Genomic DNA, 24,175 nt, shown 5'->3' on the forward strand with positions numbered 1-24,175 from the left:
CAAGTCAAAAACCTTTTTTTTAGCAGAATTTTGTTTCGTAACAAAAAACTAAATGAAATGAAAAAAGTAGTTATTTTAATTTATGGAGCGTTAGCGTATATTATTTTTCTTGTTGTATTCCTTTACGCTATTGGATTTGTAGGTAATATCATTGTTCCAAAATCAATAGACTCTGGTACAGAAACAACCTTGCTTTCTTCCATATTTATTAATGTAATTTTATTAAGCGTATTTGCTTTACAACATAGTATAATGGCGAGGCCAAAATTTAAAGAATCGTTTAATTCCATTTTTAGTCAAGCTATGGAACGTAGCACTTATATTCTTCTATCTAGTTTAGCTCTAATTTTAATCTATTGGCAATGGCAACCAATAACAACCATAGTTTGGGAAACCGAGAACACAATTCTTTCTAGTGTTATAACTGGAATATTTTTTCTAGGTTGGCTTATTGTGCTTCTATCAACATTTATGATTAATCATTTTGAGCTTTTTGGATTAGCTCAAATATTTGATAATCTAAAAAACAAACAAACTGCTAACCCAAAATTTCAAACCAACTATTTATATAAAATTGTTAGACATCCCATTATGCTAGGTTTTATAATTGCCTTTTGGGCAACACCTACTATGACAGTTGGGCATTTACTATTTGCCCTAGTAACTACCATTTACATTTTTATAGCTGTAAAATATTTAGAGGAAAAAGACCTTCGTAAATTTATTGGAGAAAAATATGAAACTTACCAAAAAGAAGTGCCAATGATTATTCCTTTTACCAAAAACAAGCAGAAGGTATAGAAAATCTATGCCTAACAAAGTGCATAACTAATTGCTTTGGTCGTTACTTACTTGGAAAATTCCTATGGAATTTTCTCGTGTTCGTTTTTGTTTACTAAATTAGGTGCTTAAACCACGCAACAAACCATACACAAGACAGTTATAACACATTTGAAAAATGAACAAGTACTTTTATATAATCATACTAACATTATTGTTATCAAATAGTGTTTTTGCACAAATTGAGAAATCGAATTCTGTCTTCGTTTCCGGTATTGTAAAGGACAGCCTAAACAACCCTTTAAAAGGCGTTAACATCATAATTAAAAATACTAGAATCGGAACTGTTGTAGATGAAAATGGCAATTATAAAATTGACTTAACTAAACTTCACAAAAAAGAGAAAAAAATAGTGGTTATATTTTCCTTTGTTGGCTTTAAAATAATTGAAAAAGAAATTGATATTTCGGATAGCGATAAAAATAAAATTATTAATATCGTTTTAAAAGATAAAGCTGCCCCATTAAGTTGCAACGGATAAAAACGTGTTACAACAATTAAGACCAAATGAATAGAAAGAATAAAATCATCAGAACCTGGAAAGGATGGACTTCACTAGAAAACGCACCTCTTTATGAAAGTATGCTTATCAATGAGGTGTTTCCAGAAGTGAAAAGAAAGGGTGTGGAAGGTTTGGAGAAAGTTAGTATTTCGACAATGGAAAAGAATGATGAAATGGAGTTTTTTCTTATCCTACAATTTGATTCGTTGGATTCGGTAAAAATGTTTGCGGGTGAAAAATATGAAATGGCATATATTCCAGATAATGCAAAACGCGTTTTAGCGAGATATGATAAAACTGCTAAGCATTTTACCTTGAAAGAAGAATTAATATTAAAATAAAACTGTTGCCAACAATGGCAATAAGTAATGGCATGTTCTCGCCTACTTCCGAAAATCCACGTAGATTTTTTATTTGATTTGTTTTTGCTAAATTAGTGCTTAACCAAAGGTTGTTGCAAGGTTACTACATTAACATCAAAAGTAATACCGAAAAAATGAATATAACAGCATTAAACAATCTCACTCCATATTTTTTATTCATAATACTTATAATATTTAGTTCTTGCGAAAACACGAATAAAAAAGAAACAAGTAATCTTGATGAAATCCGTAATATGATGCAAGAATACAGACAGGCCTGGAAAAATGGAGATTCAGCTTCAGTTTTAAACAAATTGAGTGATGATATTATTCTTTTTCTACCTGGAAAAACAGGCAAACCAATAATCACTAAAAATAATGTTAGTGAGTTTTGGTTTCCAAAATCTGACATTAAGTACCCAATTATCCAATATGAAGTAAAAAACGAAGACGTTGAAAGTTCAGGTGATATGGCATACTATCAAGGTCTCTCAAAACTTACTTGGTGTACTATAGAAAATGGGATTGCACGAGATACAATTCAGTCTGTATCGGAATTCACAAATATTCTTAAAAAAGAAGGTAGAAAATGGAAAATTTATAGAATAATGTATAATCTTAAAGATTCAAATTATACACGTTAAGATAAACTAAGAGCTCCATATGTAGCTAGGTTTATAATTATTAAATGCATCTGCGTTTACGGTAAACTCCGGTAAGGTTGTTACAACCACCTTAAAAGACCCATAATCAAAACCTCAGCGAAAAGAAAAAAATCTATCCGACATAAAAAATATTAAAAATGACAAGATTTATCAAAAAAAACAAGCAACACATTGGGCTTCCACCAGATGAATTAATCTTTAGAGGTCAAAAAAAAATTGATCAAGTTTTACTTCGAATTATAGATTTTGATTCAACAAATCTAACAGAAGATTATGTTAAGACAGTTAAAGAGATAAGTGAGTTTCAGCACAAAAATACGGTTACTTGGATAAATGTTGATGGATTACACAATACCTCTATTATGGAGGAAATTACCTCAGCATTTAATCTTGACACTTTAGTGATGGCTGAAGTTCTAAACACTGAGGCACGACCCCGAGTTATTGAATATGACAACTGCACTTTAATAACCATAAAAATGCTTCAAAACGATGATAATTCGAACAAAACCATTGTTGAGAACCTAAGTTTAATTCTTACCAAATCAGTACTAATTTCTTTTCAAGAGCGAAAAGGTGATGTTTTTGAACCTGTTAGAGAGCGCATCAGAAAACAAAAAAAGAGAATACGTAATGGCGGGACTGATTATTTAACTTTTGCCCTACTTGATATTGTGGTTGATAATTACCTTTATGTTATTAGTCTTTTGGGAGAAAAAATCGAAACTTTAGAAGAAACCTTGCTACTAAATCCGAATCAAAAAATAATTAATGAAATTAATAATTATAAGCGCGAGTTGAACTTTTTGCGCAAAAGTATAAAGCCTGCCAAAGAGATGATATTCTCGTTAGCTAAATTAGATTCAGACTATATTGGCGAAAGCACCCATGTGCATTACAAAGAGCTTGAAGATAATATTAGTCAAGCCAACGATGCCTCAGATGATTATCGCGAAATTCTATCCGACCAATTGAATATTTATCACACGACCATAAGTAGCAAGCTTAACGATATCATGAAGTTTCTAACAGTTTTTTCAGTCATTTTTATTCCACTCACATTTATTGCAGGGATTTACGGAACTAATTTTGAATACGTTCCGGAACTTAGTTATAAGTATAGTTATTTTATAATGTGGGGTTTAATGATTGTTATTGCAGTAATCATGTTACTATTTTTTAAAAATAAAAAATGGTTCTAGCACTAAAAAAATTATAACACAATGTTGTGCGCGTAACCATAAAGGTCTTTCCTTTTTTACTATCTTAGTTCTATTGCCTCAAAACCATAGAAATCACCTTTTGCACGAGCTTCAATTGTATCGTGAATGAGTTGTTGGCACTAAATTAACAGGACATGAGTAAGAAAACTTTTGGAACACTTGCTGGGGTTTTTACACCAACCACTTTAACCATACTTGGTGTAATCATGTACATTCGCCAACCTTGGGTTGTTGGTAATGCTGGTATTGTTGGGGCGTTGGCCATATTATTAATTTCGGTTGCCATTACCTTAAGTACTGCATTAAGTTTATCTTCTATCACTACTAATGTTCGAATTGGTGCAGGTGGCGCTTTTAGTATTATTTCAAAATCTTTAGGTTTAGAAATTGGAGGTGCCATTGGTATTCCGTTTTATATCGCACAAGCTTTAGCTGTGGCCATGTATGTTTTTGGGTTCCGGGAAGGATTGGTATCCATTTTGCCTTATTTTAATCCTTTAATTTTGGATATCCTTATTTTCTCTGTGGTTATGACCATTGCGTTTATAAGTACGAGTTTTGCTTTTAAAATTCAATACGTTATACTTGGTATTATAGTGTTGTCGTTAATTTCTATTTTCGGCGCGCTTTTCGTCACGGATTTAAACTACGACTTTGAATTATTCGGGAAGTATCCAGGGTCTATAGAAAATAATTTTGGCGGCACCTCATTTTGGGTTGTTTTTGCTGTGTTTTTTCCCGCAGTTACAGGAGTTATGGCTGGTGCTAATATGTCTGGAGATTTAACTAGTCCGCGAAAAAGTATTCCAAAAGGTACGATTTCGGCAGTGATATTAACCACCCTTATTTATATCAGTTTAATTTTTGTAGCCTCACTTCTAGCAACTCCAGATGAAATGGTTTCAAACTATAATTTGTTTATAGACAAAGCACTTTATAGCCCCATTGTACTTGCAGGATTATTAGGTGCTACATTATCCTCAGCTTTAGGTTCTTTTATTGGTGCGCCTAGAATCATGCTTGCTTTAGCTGAAAAAGGTATTTTACCAAAGAGTAAAGAGCTTGCAAAAACATCAAAAAAAGGTGAACCCATAAATTCGATGTTAATAACGGCAGTTATTGTATTTATTGGTATTTCTTTACGAGATTTAAATACCATTGCGCCCATATTAACCATGTTTTTTATGATTACCTATGCTATGGTTAATATTGTGGTACTTGTTGAACAATCGTTGAATTTACCAAGTTACAGGCCAACGTTAAAAGTACCCTTAATTGTTCCTGCAATTGGTGCTTTTGGGTCTATTGCCATTATGTTTGTGATAAACGTGATTGTTGCGTTAACCTCGCTTATTTTAATATTTCTGTTTTACTTCTATTTGGTTAATTTGAAATTAAAATCGGAAGCTGGTGATTCCAGAAGTGGTCTTTTTACAGCACTTGCTGAGTGGGCCACAAAAAAATCGAGTAATCTGAGTCCACAGAAAGAAGTCAGATCATGGCGTCCTGATCTTTTAATACCTATGAGTATGCCTAAGGAGATAAGAAGCTCATACAAATTGATTCATTCCATTATTCACCCGAATGGTTCTATAAAAATACTAGCCTTGTTTCATGAAAATCCAGAAGAACAGAAAACTATTGAGGAGTTTTTAATAAATGCATCTCAAAAATATAAGGAAAGTGGCATTTCGGTGTCGTATGCATTTGTTGAAAACCGAGAGCTTAATACCACCATAAATATTAGCATGCAATCGCTTAACGCCGCTTTTTTTAAGCCTAATGTAATTTTTGCAAGTGTAGACACTGGTAATGCCGATTTAGATTTTTACGACAAGCTCATTACAGATGTTAAAAAAAACAATTTTGGAATGATTTTATACATTCCGTTTTCTACAGCAAGTTTAGCTATTGAAAAAAACATAAACCTCTGGTTAACGAACATACCAACCAATTGGAGAGAAACTTTTAATATTGGAAATAATGATTTGTCAACCCTTTTATCGCTTTTAATTTGTAAGAATTGGAAAGGTGAAATTGATGTGATTATTGTTGATGACACTCAAAACACTCAATTTTCTGAAACAGATATTGAAGACATTAAAACCATGATTAGATTCCCTAACAAAACGACTATTAGCGTTAAAAACGGGAACCTTTTAGACAACGTTAAAAAATACCGAAACGCCGATGTTAATATTTTTAGTGTTGATGCAGATATGACTACTGCCGACATGATTAGCATAGTCTATGAATCACGAATCTCTGGTATTTTCTGCGTAGATTCTAACTTAGAGAATGTTTTGGTTTAATTCATTGACACCCGAAAGATATAGCTTAACGCTGGTTTGCGTTAGGGATTGCAGCGGCATCCTTTTTTTGCTGCCATATATGGCAAAAAAAGATATAGCGGAAAGCCCGACCCTTGTGGTAACCTGCCTACCGGCAGGCAGGCGCCCAAACTTTAACATTAACCCACGAGATTTATAAAAACTTTAAGACAATTTCGGGCTAACTTTAAAACTTAGAAAACCTTAAAATTTCAGATATGAAAAAATCAACTCTATTATCCACTTTAATTTGTGCCTTTACTTTGCTTTTTGCAACCCAGATAAACGCACAAAAATTTGCAAAATTAGACAAGAGCCCTCTAGATATTACCTATTACAAAACCGACCGTAATGCACCGCCTATGGTAAAGGTGATTTATAGCAGACCACAGCTTAAAGGGCGCGAATTAAGCAAACTTGCTCCTAACGGTAAAGTTTGGAGAACGGGCGCTAATGAGGCGAGCGAAATTACATTTTACAACGACTCTAAATTTGGAGGAAAGCCTGTTGAAGCAGGAACTTATTCGTTATTTACAATTCCTGGTGAAACTGAATGGACTGTTATTTTGAATAAAGATTTGGATGTTTGGGGCGCCTACAATTATAATGAAAGTAATGACGTGTTACGAGTAAAAGCTCCTGTGAGTCAAGGCGAATTGGTTGAAGCATTTTCAATTGGATTTCATGATGGCAACATGTATTTAGCTTGGGGAACTACGAGGGTTGCTGTTCCTGTGAGTCAATAACATAGATTTGTTGAGATTTTTTATGGGACTTAAAATAGTTTCCTAAAAAGATAGTCTCAAAAATTATTTACAAAAAAAATGCCTTGAAATTCAAGGCATTTTTTTTACGGAATATTTAAATATTTATGTGTTTGTAGTGACACTTTCCACTTTGGGTTTTTCATCACATAATCTACTATTTCGGGCACTACTTTATCGCGCTTGCTCCACTCGGGTTGTAGGTACAAAATACAATCTTTATTGACCTTTGCAGCTTGCTCTTCAGCAAAACGAAAATCGTCTTTATTATAGATTATCATTTTAAGTTCATCTGCTTCAGCATATACCTCTTCTGTTGGAAGCTTCATTTTTTTTGGAGATAAGCAAATCCAATCCCACACTCCAGTTAACTTATAAGCTCCTGAAGTTTCAATATGCGTTTGCAATCCTTCTGCTTTTAATTTTGTGGTTAATAGCGTCATATCCCAGGTTAAAGGCTCGCCTCCAGTTACCACAATGGTATCACTATATTTTTTGGCATTTGCTACAATTTTATCAGTTTCGGTAGGCGGATGTAAATTAGCATTCCAGCTTTCTTTAACATCACACCAATGGCAGCCAACATCGCAACCACCAATACGCACAAAATAGGCAGCAGTTCCTTTAAAATACCCTTCACCTTGAATGGTATAAAACTCCTCCATAAGTGGGAGCATTTCGCCTTTATTAACTAATTCTTGTATCTCTAAATTCATAAGTGTGCAAAGATATGTATTCCCCTTTAAATGTTAATAGTATTGCTATTTAATTGTTTTTATTTAATTTTTTTTAAATTAGCCCAAGTTTACTGAAGTAAATTGCTCAAAACTCTCTCAATAATGAAAAATATAGTATGTTCCATACTTATGCTTTTATGCATGCAATATGGCTATACTCAAGTCGGAATTGGTACTACCACCCCAGACAACTCCTCCATTTTAGATATTGAATCGAATAGTCAAGGCGTTTTATTGCCAAGACTCACGACAGCCCAAAGAAATGCCATAGTTAATCCTGCAAATGGCTTGTTATTTTATAATACAGATTTGGCTGAGTTTCAGTTCAATAATGGAAATACGGCAACTCCTGATTGGATAAAAACTTCAAGAAATCCATGTGTAAAATACAGTAATAATGCCGGAGATACTGCACAAAACATTAATAGTAATGCAGCAGGTAACGCTCCAATTGTTAGCACCTTAGAATGGAATGATAATACTGCACTTTACAATGCCAATGTAGCTTTAAACACCATTACCGTAAATACAACTGGTCGTTACAGAGTATCTGTAAACATGTCATTAATTACAGCTACTACAACTGCAAGACTAAGCCCTGAAATTTGGATTGAAATAAATGGCATACAAAGAGGCACCTATGCTTCAACAGGATATATAAGAAATAACAATGGTCATCGAGAAAGTTCATTACACATAACGGAGGTTTTTGAATTAAATGCTAATGATGTAATTTCGGTTGCGCATGTAAGAACTGCAAGTGCAGGGACAGTTACTTTACGTTCTGCAGGTTCTTCGAACATCTACATTGAGAAAATTTAATATTTCTTCTTACAACTCTCAGATATTTTTTTCTTGTTCATTTTTCGTGTATTTTTAGGCAAAATTAGAATACATGGATAGGAAGGAAACTTTTTTTAAATACATTACTGAAGGCAATACAACAAAAGGCGATTATATTCCTGTTGGTGCCGCCATGTTAGATGGTGAAACTGTTACCGGAGCACATGTAAAGATTCCTTTAAAAACCATGAACAGACATGGTTTAATTGCTGGTGCTACTGGTACTGGAAAGACAAAATCTTTACAAGTTTTAGCTGAAAATTTAAGCGATAAAGGTATTCCAGTATTATTAATGGATATCAAAGGAGATTTGAGTGGTTTAGCTCAACCAAGTCCTGGGCACCCTAAAATTGATGAGCGCCATGAAAAGATAGGACTTCCTTTTGAAGCTAAACCGTTTCCAGTTGAGATTTTAACCCTTTCTGAACAAGATGGCGTTCGATTAAGAGCAACTGTAAGTGAATTTGGTCCAGTATTACTTTCTAGGATTTTAGATTTATCTGAAGCACAATCTGGTGTTGTTGCTGTTATTTTTCAATATTGTGATGATAACAAATTACCGCTTTTAGATTTAAAAGATTTTAAAAAGATTTTACAATTTGCTACTCAAGAAGGAAAAGCAGAGTTTAGCGAAGCATACGGAAGAATTTCAACAGCTTCAACTGGTGCGATACTTAGAAAAGTAGTTGAATTAGAACAACAAGGGGCCGATTTGTTTTTTGGAGAAACCTCTTTCGATACACAAGACTTACTTAGAGTTGATGATGACGGACGTGGTTACATCAATATCTTGAGACTTACTGATATTCAAGATCGCCCGAAACTATTTTCAACGTTCATGTTAAGTTTATTGGCTGAAATTTATTCTACATTTCCTGAGCAAGGAGACAGTGATCGTCCAGAACTTATTCTGTTTATAGATGAAGCACACTTAATTTTTAATGAAGCCTCGAAAGCACTATTAAACCAAATTGAAAGTATCGTTAAACTGATAAGAAGTAAAGGTGTTGGCTTATATTTTGTTACTCAAAACCCAACAGATGTTCCTGAAGCAGTTTTAGGGCAACTCGGTTTAAAAATACAACATGCTTTAAGAGCATTTACAGCAAAAGATAGAAAAGCCATAAAATTAACAGCGCAAAATTATCCTGACTCTGAGTATTATGATACAGCAGAAGTTTTAACCTCTTTAGGAATTGGTGAAGCGTTGGTTTCTGCCTTAGATGAAAAAGGACGCCCAACACCTCTTGCAGCAACCATGATGCGCGCTCCAATGAGTAGAATGGATGTTTTAACCGATGCTGAATTAAACACCTTACTCTCGAATTCTAAAATGGTGAAGAAATACAACGAAACCATTGATAGGGATAGTGCTTACGAAATGCTGAATGAAAAAATCAAACAGGCTGAAGCTGATGAAGCTAAAGAGAAAGCTCGTAAAGAGAAAGAAGCTCTTAAAAAAGCTGAGTCTAAGGCCAAAGCTAAAACTTCTACACGTCGTCGTAGTACTGCCATGAATCCTGTTGTTAAAGTCTTAACAAGTGCCACATTTATTCGCAGTGTGTTTGGTATTTTAACTAAAGTCATGAAGAAATAGCCTTAACATTGGCTCTAAAATTTTTAATTTCATTCGTTCAACTAATAGTGCTAAAGCTACCTGTTGAATACCCTAATCTTGAATATAACTCAATCAATGAACAAATTTTTATTAAGCATTATATTAATTTCTGTTCTCTTTTCAAGTTGCAAAAAAGAGCAGAATCCTTTTGAAATTGGTAAGCAGCACTTAGGCTTGCTAACAGATTCAACGCAAGTAAAAGAATTAAAAAATATCTACGTGAACGACTCGATCGTTAAATTTATTAGTGGCGATGAGTTTACAGGCAATATCAATAACATAGAAATATTTGAAAAAGGAGGTGAAAAGTTATTAACCCTAACACCAAAACAAGCTTTAGACTCTACCTCAACTATTGGTAGTGTTCGTATACTTGACGATCGTTTTAAAACAAATAAAAATATTAGCGTAATTAGTACTTTTAAAGATATTAACAGCAACTATAAAATATCTAGAATTAGCAACCTCATCAACTCTATAGTTATTGCAGTAGATGAGATTAATTCGAATTTTACTATAGATAAAAAAGAACTTCCAGCGAATCTAAGATTTGATATGAACTTAAAATTTGAACCCACACACATTCCAGATGACGCTAAAGTGAAATACTTTTTTGTTAATTGGAATAACTAATACCAGAATAATTTGAATCCATTATTTTCAAAAATATTAATCGACATTGCAAGAAAGCAGCTTGAAAAAAAGCAAACTAATAAGCCTATTAGCAAAAAGCAAATAGTGCCATTAGTTAGAAACCTTCAAGTTGAAATTGCACATGCCATAAAGGAGTATATTTTTATAATTATTGGGGTGTTTTCAGCAGGGTTTGGTTTAAAAGGCTTTTTACTACCTAATAAATTTATAGATGGCGGCGCTACTGGTATTTCGCTACTTTTAGAAAATACAACCTCAATTCAATTAGGGATTTTACTAATACTAGTTAACTTACCGTTTATATTTTTAGCTTCAAAAACAATTGGAAAAAAGTTTGCTATTAAAAGTATTGTTGCTATTGCGTTTCTGGCTATAGTAGTTCATTTTGTAAACTACCCAATAATTACTGAAGACAAATTACTTATTGCTGTTTTTGGTGGTTTCTTTTTAGGTTTGGGTATTGGAATGTCTATGCGAGGTGGCAGTGTTATCGATGGAACCGAGGTTTTAGCCATTTATTTAGCTCGAAAATTATCTCTTACCATTGGCGATGTTTTATTAATTATAAATATCTTGATTTTTTCGGTGGGTGCCTATATTCTTTCAATTGAAATTGCGCTTTATGCTATTTTAACATACCTCGTTGCTGGTAGAACAGTTGATTTTGTGGTTGACGGCGTTGAAGAATACGTAGGGGTTACCATAATTTCAGAGAAACACGAAGAATTAAGATTAACACTCACAAAAAAATTACGACGCGCTTGTACTATTTATGCAGGAAGAGGTGGTTATGGTAGTAGCGGTGAAAGTTACGAGAAAGATATTATCTATACGGTAATTACGCGTTTGGAATTAGCTAAACTTCAAACAGAAATTGACAAAATAGATAAAAATGCCTTTATAATAATGGGTGTTGTAAAAGATCTAAAAGGTGGTATGATAAAGAAAAAACCTTTAAAAGATGAACACTAAATACGATTACATAACACGAATTTATGTCTCATAAAAAATTTACCATTCAAAATAACCCTTTTGTTGTACCTACAACAGATGGCAAAATAATAAAAGAGCATTTTGGAAATACCACTAACGGTGATTCTCAAATTAGCATCGCGCATATGAAAGCTCCAGCAGGATGGAGTGAGCCTTTTCAAACACCAGAATTTGACGAATATACTTTTATAATCAGAGGAAGAAAGCAATTTATAATAGAAGGCGAAACTGTGGTTTTAGAAGCAGGACAATCTATTAAAATTGAAAAAAATACACGTGTACAATATTCCAACCCATTTACTGAAGTCTGCGAGTATATCGCTATTTGTCTTCCTGCTTTTTCTATGGATTTAGTAAATAGAGAAGATTAATATGAACCAAACACTATTAAAAACTATTGGTTCGGTATTAAACCTAATAAGCTTTTTTTCATCAAACTTAGCCGCCAAAATTGCCATTCATTTTTTCTCCTCGCCCCAAAAAGGCCGATTGAAAGGACTAAATGCTGCATTTTTAAAATCGGCTATAAGAGATGTTTTAGAATTCGAAGGTATTAAAATTGCTACCTATCATTGGGAGGGTAATAACGAAACCATTTTGCTTGCACACGGATGGGAAAGCAACACCTCCAGATGGGAAGATCTAATTCATATTTTAAGGGAATCAGGCTATAATGTGGTTGCTATTGATGCGCCTGCGCATGGTAATTCTTCTGGCAAATTATTTAATGCATTACTCTACTCTGAATGTATTCATTTAGTTGCAGAGAAATTCCAACCGCATTGTGTTATTGGGCATTCCGTGGGAGGAATGGCAACCGTATTTTTTCAGCATAAATATCAGATATCTTCCATAAAAAAAATGATTCTACTTGGTGCGCCTTCAAACTTCCTTGGTGTTTTTAAAAGGTATTCAAACATGATGGGATATAATGAAAGCGTGATAAATGCCATGAATCAATATGTACTTAAAAAATACAATCATTTACCCGAATATTATTCAGCTGCAAAATTTTCAGAAGAAATTGCCGCAGAAGGATTAATCATTCATGATAAAAAAGATAAAATTATACCTTACAGGGATGCATTAGATTTTGAAAAACACTATTCAAATTCAAAATTAATTACAACCAAAGGTTATGGCCACGGACTTAAAAATGAAACCATATATAATTACATTTTAGAATTTTTAAACGCATAAGTTTATTGTATTTTTGAGCCATGGCAGAAGAATTAAAACGAATCAACAAATTTTTAAGTGAAGTTGGGTATTGCTCTCGAAGAGAAGCCGATAAGCTCATAGATGCTGGACGAGTAACCATTAATGGCGTTGTACCAGAAATGGGAACTAAAATTACTCCAGATGATGTTGTTGCTGTTGATGGTGAAGTCATAAAAAACACCAAAAACACTTTTGTTTATTTGGCGTTTAACAAACCTGTTGGTATTGTTTGCACTACAGATACCAGTGTTGAAAAAGACAATATTATAGATTTTATTAATTATCCGAAACGAATTTTTCCTATTGGCAGGCTAGATAAACCGAGTGAAGGCTTAATACTTTTAACAGATGATGGCGATATCGTAAACAAAATTCTAAGAGCTAGTAACAACCACGAAAAAGAATATATTGTTACTGTAGATAAGCCCATATCACAAACATTTATTGAACGTATGTCTGGTGGAATTCCACTTGCCGATTTAAATAAGACGACCAAAAAATGTAAGGTTGATAAATTGAGCACATATTCATTCAGAATTATTTTAACCCAAGGTTTGAACCGTCAAATTAGACGCATGTGCGACTATTTAAACTACGATGTGCAAACCTTAAAACGCGTTAGAATAATGAATATTAAGTTGGATACACCAATTGGCGAATACCGTGAATTGACTAAAGAAGAATTCAAAGAACTGAATAAATTATTAGAAGATTCAACAAAAACTTACTTAAAAAACAACAAAACTAAGCGCTAAGTATCCTGTTAATTTATTCACAAATCCTTTAATAAATAACACCTTCTTAATTAACTTTAAAAAAAGTTAATTATGCGAATTTCTACTTTACTCCTGTTTTTCTTATCATTTTCGGCCTTTGCACAGTATGAATATGAACCATCTAAGGACTATCCTTTTGGAAGACCAAATCCTGAAGCGCCTCAACAAATAACAGATTTTAGTGCTATGATTGGCGAATGCGATTGCAAATCGAGTACAAGAAATCAAGATGGAAGCTGGAGCGAAGAAATAGACATGATTTGGCGTTGGAAATATATATTGAATGGCACTGCAGTACAAGATGAAACCTTGAAAGCAGATGGTGGACATTCAGGTAGTATTCGTCAGTTTGTTGCCGATAGTAGTCGGTGGTATGTGCATTGGTTTTCTTCAAAAACACCGTCAACAACATTACCAACTTGGGAAGGCAACAAAAAAGAGGATAAAATTGTTTTGTATCGAGAACAAAAAGCTCCAAATGGAATGGAAGGTTTTTTTAGATTAACTTTTTACGACATGAGTGAATCCGGTTATAAATGGATTGGAGAATGGGTTGATAAATCCGAAAGCGTCGTATTTCCGACTTGGAAAATAAATTGTACCAGAAAAAAGAAGTAAACATTTTATAATCTTATCTTTATTTTAAAATTTAACGATAAAATGAAAGAAGCCGTTTCTCCTTTTCACCTAGCCATTCCTGTTTATAATTTAAATACATGTAGAACGTTTTACAGAGATGTTTTAGGTTGTGAAGAAGGGCGAAGTAGCGACCATTGGGTAGACTTTAATTTCTTTGGGCATCAACTGGTAATTCACTACAAACCTAAAGAAAGCAAAGCAGATTTACATACCAATCCTGTAGATGGTAAAGAGGTTCCTGTTCCACACTTTGGCGTAGTTTTATCTTGGGATATTTTTCATGCTTTCGCGGAAGATTTAAAAAGCAAGAATATTGAATTTATAATCGAGCCTTATACTAGGTTTGAAGGTTTAGTTGGTGAACAAGCCACAATGTTTTTTTATGACCCTTCAGGAAATGCATTGGAGTTTAAAGCTTTTAAGGATATGAATCAGTTGTTTGCCAAATAAAACATCAGTTCTTATTTTGATTATTTTTTACCAAGTAAAAAGGCAAATAGATTAATAAAAACAAGGGTATTATTATAATTTGACCCACGAGAATATACCAAGGCCACCCTCCAAAATAATCTAGCAATGAAGCCGACTGAGGCTTTTCATTTAGGTAAAAATAATTGGCGTCGAGCATATAATTTACCGCAATCATTATTATCACATAAATTTGTAATGCAAAAAACGATTTAAATACACTCTTTAATTTCGGCTGCATGTTTAAAACATAAGTCACGTAAAAAATTACAATTAAAAGTCCTAGATGAACTACCCAATATCTGAAATAATCAAAACTAGGAAATCCTAATGCGATGTCTGGAGTTAAAACGGCTTGCAATGTGCCACCTATAATCCAAAAAAGCAAAACTTCGTACATCCAGTATTTCCTGTAATATGTAAAAACAGGAATTACTAAACCTAACAAACTGCATAAATACAAGGGTAAATCGGTTGTTATATTATAACTACCAAGGCTTATTTTGTGCATGTGAAAACCAACAACAACCAAACTAATAACACATGCGAAAATGTGTATAGCTCTATTTTGCTGTTTTTGGTTCAAATTGCGTTTAGCGTATTTAATAAAAAGAACTGCAAAAAGAACCGCAAATACTATTGGTAACATATGCTGTTTGCTTCCAATAACTACCCTATTAAACAAAAAAAATGCATTATAAGTTATAAAACTCATAATGCAATTTAATTAAATAAAATAATATCTATTGATTGTGTCTTTCTCTTGCCAGTAATGTGTTTTTAAGTAGCATAGCTATAGTCATCGGGCCAACACCACCAGGAACCGGCGTAATGTAGCTCGCTTTTTGGCTTACACTTTCAAAATGCACATCTCCAGCAAGTCTGTAACCGTTCTTTTTAGTAGCATCAGGAACTCGCGTAATACCAACATCAATAATAACAACATCTTCTTTTACCATATCGCCAGTTAGGAATTCTGAAATACCAATGGCTGCCACAATAATATCTGCTTCTTTAGTAATAGCTTCTAGATTTTTAGAACGACTATGAACCACAGTTACGGTAGCATCTCCTGCTTTTCGTTTCTGGCTCATAAGGATGCTCATTGGACGACCTACAATATGGCTACGCCCTAAAACCACCACATTTTTTCCTGAAGTTTCAATTTGATATCTTTCAAGTAGCTCCATAATGCCATAAGGCGTTGCTGGTAAAAAGGTTGGTAAATCTAATGCCATTCTTCCAACATTTACAGGATGAAACCCATCTACATCTTTATTTGGATCTATTGCCATTAAAACCTTTTGCTCATCAATTTGTTTTGGTAATGGTAACTGAACTATAAACCCATCGATATCATTATTGGTATTTAAATCATGTATTTTTTGAAGTAATTCTTCTTCTGAGGTGTATTCTGGTAATTCTATAAGCGTGGAGTTAAAACCGATGCGCTGACAAGCTTTTACTTTGGCGTTTACATAGGTCATACTTGCCCCGTCTGATCCTACAAGAATTGCCGCGAGATGTGGAACTTTATCGCCTTTTGAAATCATTGATTTTACATGTTCAGCGATTTCTTCTTTAATATCGTTGCTTACTTTTTTACCGTCTAAGATTATCATTTTATGGCTATTGGCTATTGGCCTTTGGCTTCTAGCAAAATTGAACTTTATTTAATTATTATTTTTTAAAGATTATCGCATATTCTTCATCATTTGCATCATCTTTTTACCGCCACCACCTTGCATCATTTTCATCATTTTGCTCATTTGGTTGAACTGCTTTAGCAACTGATTTACCTGTTGTACAGATGTACCCGACCCTTTACCTATCCTTTGTTTTCTGCTAGAATTAATAATACTTGGGTTGCTTCTTTCTTTTGGAGTCATGGAGTGGATTATGGCTTCAATTCCTTTAAAAGCATCGTCGTCTATATCTACATCTTTTAACATTTTACCAGCACCAGGAATCATACCCATAAGGTCTTTCATGTTTCCCATTTTTTTGATTTGCTGAATTTGTTTTAAGAAATCATCAAACCCAAATTGGTTTTTGGCTATTTTCTTTTGAATCTTACGCGCTTCTTCTTCATCAAATTGTTCTTGAGCACGTTCTACTAAGGAAACAACGTCTCCCATACCCAAAATACGATCGGCCATACGTGCAGGATAGAACACATCAATCGCTTCCATTTTCTCACCTGTACCAATAAATTTTATGGGTTTATTAACTACAGATTTAATGGAAATAGCAGCTCCACCACGAGTATCACCATCTAATTTGGTTAGGATAACCCCGTCAAAATTAAGGACATCGTTAAAGGCTTTTGCCGTATTTACAGCATCTTGCCCCGTCATAGAATCTACAACAAATAAGGTTTCTTGAGGGTTGACGGCTTTATGGATATTAGATATTTCGGTCATCATTGCTTCATCTACTGCTAAACGACCTGCGGTATCTATTATAACCACATTAAATCCGTTGGCTTTAGCATGCGCAATTGCGGCTTGAGAAATGGCAACAGGATTGTTATTGCCTTTATCGCTAAATACCTCTACCCCTATTTGTTCTCCAACAACATGTAATTGATCGATTGCTGCAGGACGATACACATCACAAGCTACTAATAAAGGTTTCTTTGTTTTTTTATTTTTTAGATAATTGGCTAGTTTACCAGAAAATGTGGTTTTACCAGAACCTTGCAAGCCAGACATGAGTATAACGCTAGGCGTGCCAGATAGGTTTAATCCTTCGGCATCGCCACCCATAAGTTGGGTTAACTCGTCTTTAACGATTTTAACCATTAATTGCCCAGGTTGCAACGTAGTTAACACGTTTTGACCCAGTGCTTTTTCTTTTACCTTATTGGTAAAATCTTTAGCAATTTTAAAGTTAACATCGGCATCTAAAAGCGCACGTCTTACTTCTTTTAGGGTTTCGGCAACGTTAACTTCTGTAATGCTTCCGTGGCCTTTAAGTACGTGTAAGGCTTTATCTAATTTATCACTTAAATTATTGAACATAGTCTTTAAATATTCTGAAGGCCATTTGCTAGTTGCAGTAAGCCTTGTATGATTGCGTTTTAAAGATGCAAAAATAACTAAATATTTTGTTTTTATAGGTTTGAAATGAGGTTTTACTTTGAAGTTATATTCCTTAAAAGCCTGACATTTAATGAACCCAGTTTTTATTAGATAAGTATTTTTGGATTTAATTAAACTAGAATATTTTTAAAATAGATATTTTGTTTATTATTTTCATTTTGCCTTGATGCAAAACGAACCAAAAGATCATATTGAAATGAGGAATTTTTCTTTTGTGGCGTCAAAAGAAAACCAAAAATAAAATCTAAATTTTTTCCAAGGTTTCAAAAATTTTTAACAATTTGATTTTTATATTCTGCATTTCAAAATTCAATTTTTTAAAAAATTGATTTAGGACATTACTATTTACTAGCTGATTATTGAAGCTCTAAATTCTATTTTTATTAAATATGGCAAATATACCTGTATCTGAAAACTGCTTGCTGTAAACTTCAAACGAGCCCGCGTTAGGGATTGTAGTGAATAGCTTTTGGTGAGGTGCGCATCGAGCCAAAACTTGTAGCGGAAAGCCCGACCCTTGTGGTAACCTGCCTACCGGCAGGCAGGCGCCCAAATAAAAAAAGGCTGCCATTTGGGGATGACAGCCTTTGTAAAAGCAAATTCTATTAATTAACCTAACCAACCGAAAATTAAGTTTTGCTTTTAACCAAACATGTGGGTTTATTTCTTTTCTAGCACTAGGACGCGTTCTACTTCGCCATTAGCACTGAAATCTTTTAATTCAATTCTTTCTGGAGTGATTTCTTTTACTGACCAACGGTGGTTTAATGTTCCGAATGGTTCGTTGTTTCCGAAATACATACCTAGTTTTAAACCATCGTTTCTGTATGCTAACCATGAACCATTGCTTATACCGTTATTAGGATCTGTTACTACTATTCTACCAGTTTCTCTGAAATCTAGAGTGTACATGTAATAGTAATCTGTTAAATTTCCGCTGGCGTCTTCGTAAAGCGCAACTTCCCATAGTCCGTTAACTAATACGGCATCTACATAAGTTAAGTCGTCGTCAGAATCAGGACAATGTCTCTTTAAAATCATTTGATTGTTGACATTCTCTAGTTTAATTAAATCATTTTCTAAGAACGTAATTAACCATTCTAATTTTAAATCTGGTCTCCCTTCAAGGGTTATTTGAAGTGTAAAACCTGCACTACGAACACCTATTTCGTAAGTTCCAACCACTAACTCGCCGTTTACACGTAGCTTAACTACATTGTTTTCGTAAAACTTAAGTGGTGTACCGATATAATCTTTTTCGTTATCTGTTCCATTAACATGTAATCGGGCAATTCTCCATAAACATTCTTGTAAAAAGTTTTCGATACGCTCTTTTGTGATGTCGAAAATTATATCACAATTTCTTTTTAGGATAATACGATTTCCTCCAACTTCATAGATTTTAATTTTGCCATCTTCAATATCGTAAACAATCCATTCTAAAGTGAAATCTGCTAATGTTTCAAATTCTAATTTTAAAAGGGCTCCTCTATTTGTAACTCTTGTGGTCCAAGTACCTGTTAACATATCACCATTTCTAGCGCGCATTACAACAACACCATCTTCTTTAAAGTTTAGTGCGTATTGGTTGTATTGGTCTGATAGATTGACATCATTTCTTTTAAATTCGTAAACTACCCACGGACATGCTACTAAATATTTATCTAATCGTTCTTTAGTAAAATCGTCGTCGCCATAGTCGTTATCATCATCTTCATCGCAAGCGTCTTTAGCCTCTTTAATTGTTCTGGCTAATTCTTGGTTGTTATTAACCTGCACGGTTGTACCATCGGCATACTCTAAAGTTATTGGGAAATTAAGACTTGCAATAACTTCGGCATTTTTAACACGCTTTAAAAAACGGTATAACTGACGGTCGTTTTCAATAGTTACAACATCAATAATTTGAAAGTCTGTATTGAATACTGAAAATGAAATTGGGTAATGAAAATCGATACATTCTATATCATCATCATCTTCGTTTTCGCCTCTACAATCTTCAATTAATTCTTCCAAAGCATCGCGATTTTCGATAACAATTTCTTCATGATTCGATAGAATAATAGTAATAGGGAATACTATTTCTAGATCATCTTCATCATCGTCAAATTCTTTAAAGATAGCTTCGATAACTGCGAAGTCTTCTCTAGAGTCAATATAAATCTCTAAACCGTTAACAATAACGGTAATAGGCAATTTAACAGACGTACAGCTGGCATTATCGATAATATTATCAGCAGATCCGTCCATGATAGAAGTGGAAAACATTAAGCTGGTAAGCTCAGATTCGGCAGTTAGGGCTTCACTATCTTCAGCTGGAGTTATATCGATAACTTCATCTTGACAAGATGTGAATAATAAAAGAGCAAAAAAAGGAATTAGTAATAAAGTCTTTAAATTAGTTTTCATGATAAGTGATTTTGGGTTATACATAGCATTTTGAATATAAAACAGGATAACTTTAAAAATTCCTACCCTCCTTTTGAAAAAATTTTGAAAAATATTTTCTTAGCTAACAGTACTAAATTGCAAAAAGCCCTATTTTAGTGGCATTAACCAATACTATAAATGGGCAAACAACTACATGAAAATATTTGTGAAGAACACTTATTTTCTTCCATCTTTAATAAATACGCTAAAGATTTGCATAACTTTTTATACTATAAGTATGGTGATTTATTGAATCCGAAAGATAAAGTACAAGAAGCATTTATAAAGCTATGGGAAAATTGCGCCAAAGTGACACCAGAAAAAGCAAAGAGTTTTGTGTTTACTACTGCTAATAATTTAATGTTGAATGAAGCTGCCCACCAAAAGGTGGTTTTAAAGCATCAACAAACCAAACCAAAAACATCAACAAACGAGAATCCTGAATTTTTAATGCAGGAATCTGAATATAACGACAAATTACAGAGAGCACTTTCAAACTTAACAGATGCGCAACGTGAAGCTTTTATGATGAACCGTGTTGAAGGCAAACGATTTAAAGAAATAGCTGAAATTTTAGATATTTCGACTAAGGCGGTTGAAAAACGTATTTATGGTGCTTTGACGAAATTGAGGAAAGATATTAAGGAGTTGTAAAGTCTCAGATTCAAACACTACAAAAAAAAAAATTAGACATAGGGTAGGAAAAAATAAAAGTTAGCTGTTATATAATTGAATAAGAAATCATGAACAGAGAAGAACTCATATCGAAATGGTTAGATAACAACCTAAATGATCAGGAATTTAAGGCCTTTAAAAACCTTGAAGACTATGATGATTTGGTTAAGTTAAACAACAGCTTGCAAGGGTTTAAAGCAGATAATTACAATACTTCTACAGAATTAGAACATGTATTATCTTCTATAAAAACTAAAAAGCAAACGTCAACACATTGGTTTAAACCGTTGATGCGTGTTGCGGCTATACTTGCTGTATGTTTTAGTTTATACTATTTCGCCACTTCTTTAGATACTAAAATAACAACAGAATACGCACAAAAAACAACAATAAAATTACCAGACGCATCAAGCGTTTCCCTCAACGCTAAATCCTATTTAGCATTCAATAAAAAAGATTGGAAACATGAACGCGAAGTAGAACTTCATGGAGAAGCCTTTTTTAAAGTTGCAAAAGGATCAAGTTTTAAGGTAAAAACAGCATCAGGAACCGTAACGGTTTATGGTACTCAATTTAATGTAAAACAACGGGACAATTATTTTGAGGTTATTTGCTACGAAGGACTAGTTGGGGTTACCCATAATGCTATTGAAACAAAATTAAAACCTGGAGACAGTTTTTTAATTATTGATGGGAAAACAATTGCTAAAGAAAAAGAAAACCGCATCATGCCTTCGTGGTTAAATAACGCTAGTACGTTTAGAAGCCTGCCTTACAAAACGGTGATTGCAGAATTTGAAAGACAATATAATGTTAATATTACTTTAATTGGAATTGATTCTACACAGTTGTTTACAGGTAGTTTTGCCCATGATAATATAGATTTGGCTTTAAAATCAATTACCTTACCTTTACATGCAACGTATAGCAAATCAAATAATACGATTACACTAAAAGGTGAATAGAAACTGTATTTTTTCTATTATTATATCTGTATTTTTTTTGAATGTTGCCTCTTTAAAAGCACAAATTATTCAAAAAGAAAAGCAACCGCTTACAGTTGTTTTAAAAACACTTTCTGAAATTTATGACATTAGTTTTTCTTACGTTGATGACACTGTTAATGAAATCTTAGTAACTACCCCCGATAAAGATTTTACGATCGCAGAAATGTTGGAGTTTCTAAATCAAACAACACCCCTAGACTTTGAATTATTGGATAACAAATTTGTTGTTATTAAGGTTAGAAAAAATGATAAACCTCAATTTATCACTCAAAACCTTGACGAAGTTGTTGTAACGAAGTATTTAACTTCTGGTATTGTTAAACTAAACGACGGTTCTTTAACTATTAAACCAGAAAAATTTGGAATTTTACCAGGACTAATTGAGCCAGATGTTTTGCAAACCATACAAGCCATTCCTGGAGTATTAAGTGCAGATGAAACGGTTTCAAACATAAACGTGCGTGGTGGCACACACGACCAGAATTTATTGCTTTGGGATGGTATAAAAATGTATCAATCTGGCCATTTTTTCGGATTAATTTCGGCATTCAATCCATATACAACCAAACAGGTTAATGTTTATAAAAACGGAACCAGTGCAAAATATGGGGATGGTATTTCTAGTATCATAGACATGCATTTACCAGATGAAATCGACAACAAATTTCATGCGGGCATTGGCTTTAATTTAATTAATGCCGATGGGTATATTAAAGCACCTCTTTCATCGAATACGGAGCTGCAATTATCAACTCGACGTTCAATAACAGATTTAATTAATACAGCAACCTACGACCAATATTTTAAGCGTATTTTTCAAGATTCTGATTTTGAAAAATCTAAAAGCGAAACGAATTCTATTACGCAAAATGAATCCTTTTATTTCTATGATATCGCTGCTAAATTCTTGTACGATATTAGCAAAAAAGACAAGATTAGACTTCATTTTTTAAATGTAAATAATCGCTTAAATTATGATGAGCAATCAACGGTAAATGATAGAGATGAAGCCCTTAACAGTAAACTCACACAGCAAAATTTAGCACTTGGTTTAACTTACAAAAGAGATTGGAACAGTAAATTATCTACAACTGCACAAGTTTATGTTTCTAATTACGATTTGGATGCCACAAATTTTGATGTTATAAACAACCAACGCTTAATTCAAGAGAATGAAGTTTATGATGGTTCTGCGAAAGTTGATGTTAATTATAAAGCAAATAATCAATTAAAAATAAATAGTGGCTACCAATTTACAGAAGTGGGTATTAGTAATTTAGAAGATGTTAATAATCCTAGATTTAGGAGTTTTGTCAGAGAAGTCATAAGAAGTCATGCCGTTTACGGGGAAACTGGATATCTATCCAAAAACGCAAGAACCAAACTAACCATTGGCGGACGATTAAATTACATTAATAAATTTGATATGATTTTTGCTGAACCTAGATTAAGCTTCTCACAACGCTTTTTAAATTATTTAAGATTTGAAGTTTTAGGGGAATTTAAGAGTCAAACTACAACACAAATTATAGATTTACAAAACGATTTTTTAGGCATTGAAAAACGCCGTTGGGTACTCTCAAACAACCATAAATCGGTAATAGAAACAGATAACCAAATTATACATCCTATTCCTATTTTAAAAAGCAAGCAACTATCTGCAGGTGTTCATTTTAACAAAAACGAATTTTTAATAAGTATCGAAGCTTATCTCAAAAAAGTAAGCGGCATTACTACTAGGAGTCAAGGGTTTCAAAACCAATATCAGTTTGTGAATAGCATTGGAAGTTATGAAATTAAAGGTATAGACTTGCTTTTAAACAAACAATTTAGTGATGTTGTAAGCAGTTGGATTTCGTATTCATACAGTACCAATAACTATATGTTTGACAACTTAAATGAAGGCAAAAAATTTCCAAATAATGCCGACATAACCCATGCTTTAACTTTAGCAGGCACCTATACCAACCAAGATTTTAAGTTTGCCGCAGGACTAAATTGGCACACCGGCATTCCTAATACAGAGCCTATTTCTAATAACAACTCGACTAATAATGAAATAGTTTATGCCTCCCCAAATAGCAGCAATTTAGAAGATTATTTAAGAGTTGATTGTTCTGCTACCTATGCTTTCGATTTTACTAAAACTTCGCGTGCAACTGTAGGGGCTTCCATTTGGAATGTTTTAAATAAAAATAATATCATTAACACCTATTACACTTTAGATAAAGACAATAACATCAATACCGTTGAAAACAAGTCTTTAGGGATTACGCCAAATGTGAGTTTTCGTCTTCAGTTTTAAATTTAAATTATATATAAAA

Annotated in this window: 24 protein-coding genes; 19 read left to right on the forward strand and 5 right to left on the reverse strand. The window is 33.4% G+C overall.

Annotation, left to right across the window (positions count from 1 at the left end; genetic code table 11):
• Positions 1–57: 57 nt before the first annotated feature.
• From mddA to BUA46_RS01590, 7 genes are all read left to right on the forward strand, one after another.
• Positions 58–801 (forward strand): methanethiol S-methyltransferase, encoded by a 744-nt coding sequence (mddA, locus tag BUA46_RS01560; protein WP_019386326.1) that lies wholly within the window; start codon positions 58–60, stop codon positions 799–801.
• Positions 802–958: 157 nt separating this feature from the next.
• Positions 959–1,321: a carboxypeptidase-like regulatory domain-containing protein gene (locus BUA46_RS01565; protein ID WP_019386325.1), complete on the forward strand. Its 363-nt coding sequence runs from the start codon at positions 959–961 to the stop codon at positions 1,319–1,321.
• A gap of 26 nt (positions 1,322–1,347) precedes the next feature.
• On the forward strand, positions 1,348–1,683 hold the full coding sequence (locus BUA46_RS01570) for a hypothetical protein (RefSeq protein WP_019386324.1): 336 nt from the start codon (positions 1,348–1,350) through the stop codon (positions 1,681–1,683).
• A gap of 155 nt (positions 1,684–1,838) precedes the next feature.
• Positions 1,839–2,348, forward strand: coding sequence for a YybH family protein (locus BUA46_RS01575; RefSeq protein WP_143148046.1), 510 nt, complete (start codon positions 1,839–1,841; stop codon positions 2,346–2,348).
• A gap of 158 nt (positions 2,349–2,506) precedes the next feature.
• Positions 2,507–3,571 carry a magnesium/cobalt transporter CorA gene (gene corA, locus BUA46_RS01580; protein WP_019386322.1) on the forward strand — a complete coding sequence of 355 codons (1,065 nt, stop codon included), beginning with the start codon at positions 2,507–2,509 and terminating at the stop codon, positions 3,569–3,571.
• A 155-nt stretch (positions 3,572–3,726) separates the two neighbouring features.
• Entirely contained in the window at positions 3,727–5,904 is a 2,178-nt protein-coding gene (locus tag BUA46_RS01585) for an amino acid permease (protein WP_019386321.1), read from the forward strand.
• Positions 5,905–6,140: 236 nt separating this feature from the next.
• Positions 6,141–6,668, forward strand: coding sequence for a DUF2911 domain-containing protein (locus BUA46_RS01590; RefSeq protein ID WP_019386320.1), 528 nt, complete (start codon positions 6,141–6,143; stop codon positions 6,666–6,668).
• Between the two features lie 104 nt (positions 6,669–6,772).
• Here the strand turns inward: BUA46_RS01590 and BUA46_RS01595 are convergent, their stop codons facing one another.
• Positions 6,773–7,402, reverse strand: a complete 630-nt coding sequence (locus tag BUA46_RS01595) for a 7-carboxy-7-deazaguanine synthase QueE (RefSeq protein ID WP_019386319.1) — start codon at positions 7,400–7,402, stop codon at positions 6,773–6,775.
• Between the two features lie 123 nt (positions 7,403–7,525).
• Between BUA46_RS01595 and BUA46_RS01600 the strand changes: the two genes are divergently transcribed.
• The 9 genes from BUA46_RS01600 to BUA46_RS01640 all read left to right on the forward strand — a co-directional run bounded on the left by BUA46_RS01600 (position 7,526) and on the right by BUA46_RS01640 (position 14,617).
• Entirely contained in the window at positions 7,526–8,245 is a 720-nt protein-coding gene (locus tag BUA46_RS01600) for a phage tail-like protein (RefSeq protein WP_143148047.1), read from the forward strand.
• Positions 8,246–8,318: 73 nt separating this feature from the next.
• Positions 8,319–9,863, forward strand: a complete 1,545-nt coding sequence (locus tag BUA46_RS01605; RefSeq protein ID WP_019386317.1) for a helicase HerA-like domain-containing protein — start codon at positions 8,319–8,321, stop codon at positions 9,861–9,863.
• A 96-nt stretch (positions 9,864–9,959) separates the two neighbouring features.
• On the forward strand, positions 9,960–10,517 hold the full coding sequence (locus tag BUA46_RS01610; RefSeq protein ID WP_019386316.1) for a hypothetical protein: 558 nt from the start codon (positions 9,960–9,962) through the stop codon (positions 10,515–10,517).
• 12 nt (positions 10,518–10,529) lie between these two features.
• A complete protein-coding gene (locus BUA46_RS01615) occupies positions 10,530–11,510 on the forward strand; it encodes a YitT family protein (protein WP_019386315.1) in 981 nt (326 codons plus the stop codon).
• A 23-nt stretch (positions 11,511–11,533) separates the two neighbouring features.
• Entirely contained in the window at positions 11,534–11,902 is a 369-nt protein-coding gene (locus BUA46_RS01620) for a cupin domain-containing protein (protein WP_019386314.1), read from the forward strand.
• A gap of 1 nt (position 11,903) precedes the next feature.
• Positions 11,904–12,731, forward strand: a complete 828-nt coding sequence (locus BUA46_RS01625; protein WP_019386313.1) for an alpha/beta hydrolase — start codon at positions 11,904–11,906, stop codon at positions 12,729–12,731.
• A gap of 20 nt (positions 12,732–12,751) precedes the next feature.
• Positions 12,752–13,507, forward strand: a complete 756-nt coding sequence (gene rluF, locus BUA46_RS01630) for a 23S rRNA pseudouridine(2604) synthase RluF (RefSeq protein WP_019386312.1) — start codon at positions 12,752–12,754, stop codon at positions 13,505–13,507.
• A 72-nt stretch (positions 13,508–13,579) separates the two neighbouring features.
• Positions 13,580–14,146, forward strand: coding sequence for a hypothetical protein (locus BUA46_RS01635; protein WP_019386311.1), 567 nt, complete (start codon positions 13,580–13,582; stop codon positions 14,144–14,146).
• 42 nt (positions 14,147–14,188) lie between these two features.
• Positions 14,189–14,617, forward strand: coding sequence for a VOC family protein (locus tag BUA46_RS01640; protein WP_019386310.1), 429 nt, complete (start codon positions 14,189–14,191; stop codon positions 14,615–14,617).
• Between the two features lie 4 nt (positions 14,618–14,621).
• Here BUA46_RS01640 and BUA46_RS01645 read toward each other — a convergent pair whose 3' ends face one another.
• The 4 genes from BUA46_RS01645 to BUA46_RS01665 all read right to left on the reverse strand — a co-directional run bounded on the left by BUA46_RS01645 (position 14,622) and on the right by BUA46_RS01665 (position 20,148).
• Complete coding sequence (locus BUA46_RS01645; RefSeq protein ID WP_019386309.1) at positions 14,622–15,350, reverse strand: YwaF family protein; 729 nt, start codon at positions 15,348–15,350, stop codon at positions 14,622–14,624.
• 28 nt (positions 15,351–15,378) lie between these two features.
• Positions 15,379–16,257: a bifunctional methylenetetrahydrofolate dehydrogenase/methenyltetrahydrofolate cyclohydrolase FolD gene (gene folD, locus BUA46_RS01650; protein ID WP_019386308.1), complete on the reverse strand. Its 879-nt coding sequence runs from the start codon at positions 16,255–16,257 to the stop codon at positions 15,379–15,381.
• A gap of 72 nt (positions 16,258–16,329) precedes the next feature.
• Positions 16,330–17,658, reverse strand: coding sequence for a signal recognition particle protein (ffh, locus tag BUA46_RS01655; protein ID WP_019386307.1), 1,329 nt, complete (start codon positions 17,656–17,658; stop codon positions 16,330–16,332).
• A gap of 741 nt (positions 17,659–18,399) precedes the next feature.
• Complete coding sequence (locus tag BUA46_RS01665; RefSeq protein ID WP_026009908.1) at positions 18,400–20,148, reverse strand: hypothetical protein; 1,749 nt, start codon at positions 20,146–20,148, stop codon at positions 18,400–18,402.
• Positions 20,149–20,307: 159 nt separating this feature from the next.
• Between BUA46_RS01665 and BUA46_RS01670 the strand changes: the two genes are divergently transcribed.
• The 3 genes from BUA46_RS01670 to BUA46_RS01680 all read left to right on the forward strand — a co-directional run bounded on the left by BUA46_RS01670 (position 20,308) and on the right by BUA46_RS01680 (position 24,156).
• On the forward strand, positions 20,308–20,823 hold the full coding sequence (locus BUA46_RS01670; RefSeq protein ID WP_019386304.1) for an RNA polymerase sigma factor: 516 nt from the start codon (positions 20,308–20,310) through the stop codon (positions 20,821–20,823).
• Positions 20,824–20,912: 89 nt separating this feature from the next.
• Positions 20,913–21,809, forward strand: coding sequence for a FecR family protein (locus BUA46_RS01675; RefSeq protein WP_019386303.1), 897 nt, complete (start codon positions 20,913–20,915; stop codon positions 21,807–21,809).
• 37 nt (positions 21,810–21,846) lie between these two features.
• Complete coding sequence (locus tag BUA46_RS01680) at positions 21,847–24,156, forward strand: TonB-dependent receptor plug domain-containing protein (protein WP_019386302.1); 2,310 nt, start codon at positions 21,847–21,849, stop codon at positions 24,154–24,156.
• Positions 24,157–24,175: the final 19 nt, after the last annotated feature.

The sequence above is a fragment of the Algibacter luteus genome (genome assembly GCF_900141715.1).
GTDB lineage: Bacteria > Bacteroidota > Bacteroidia > Flavobacteriales > Flavobacteriaceae > Arenitalea > Arenitalea lutea.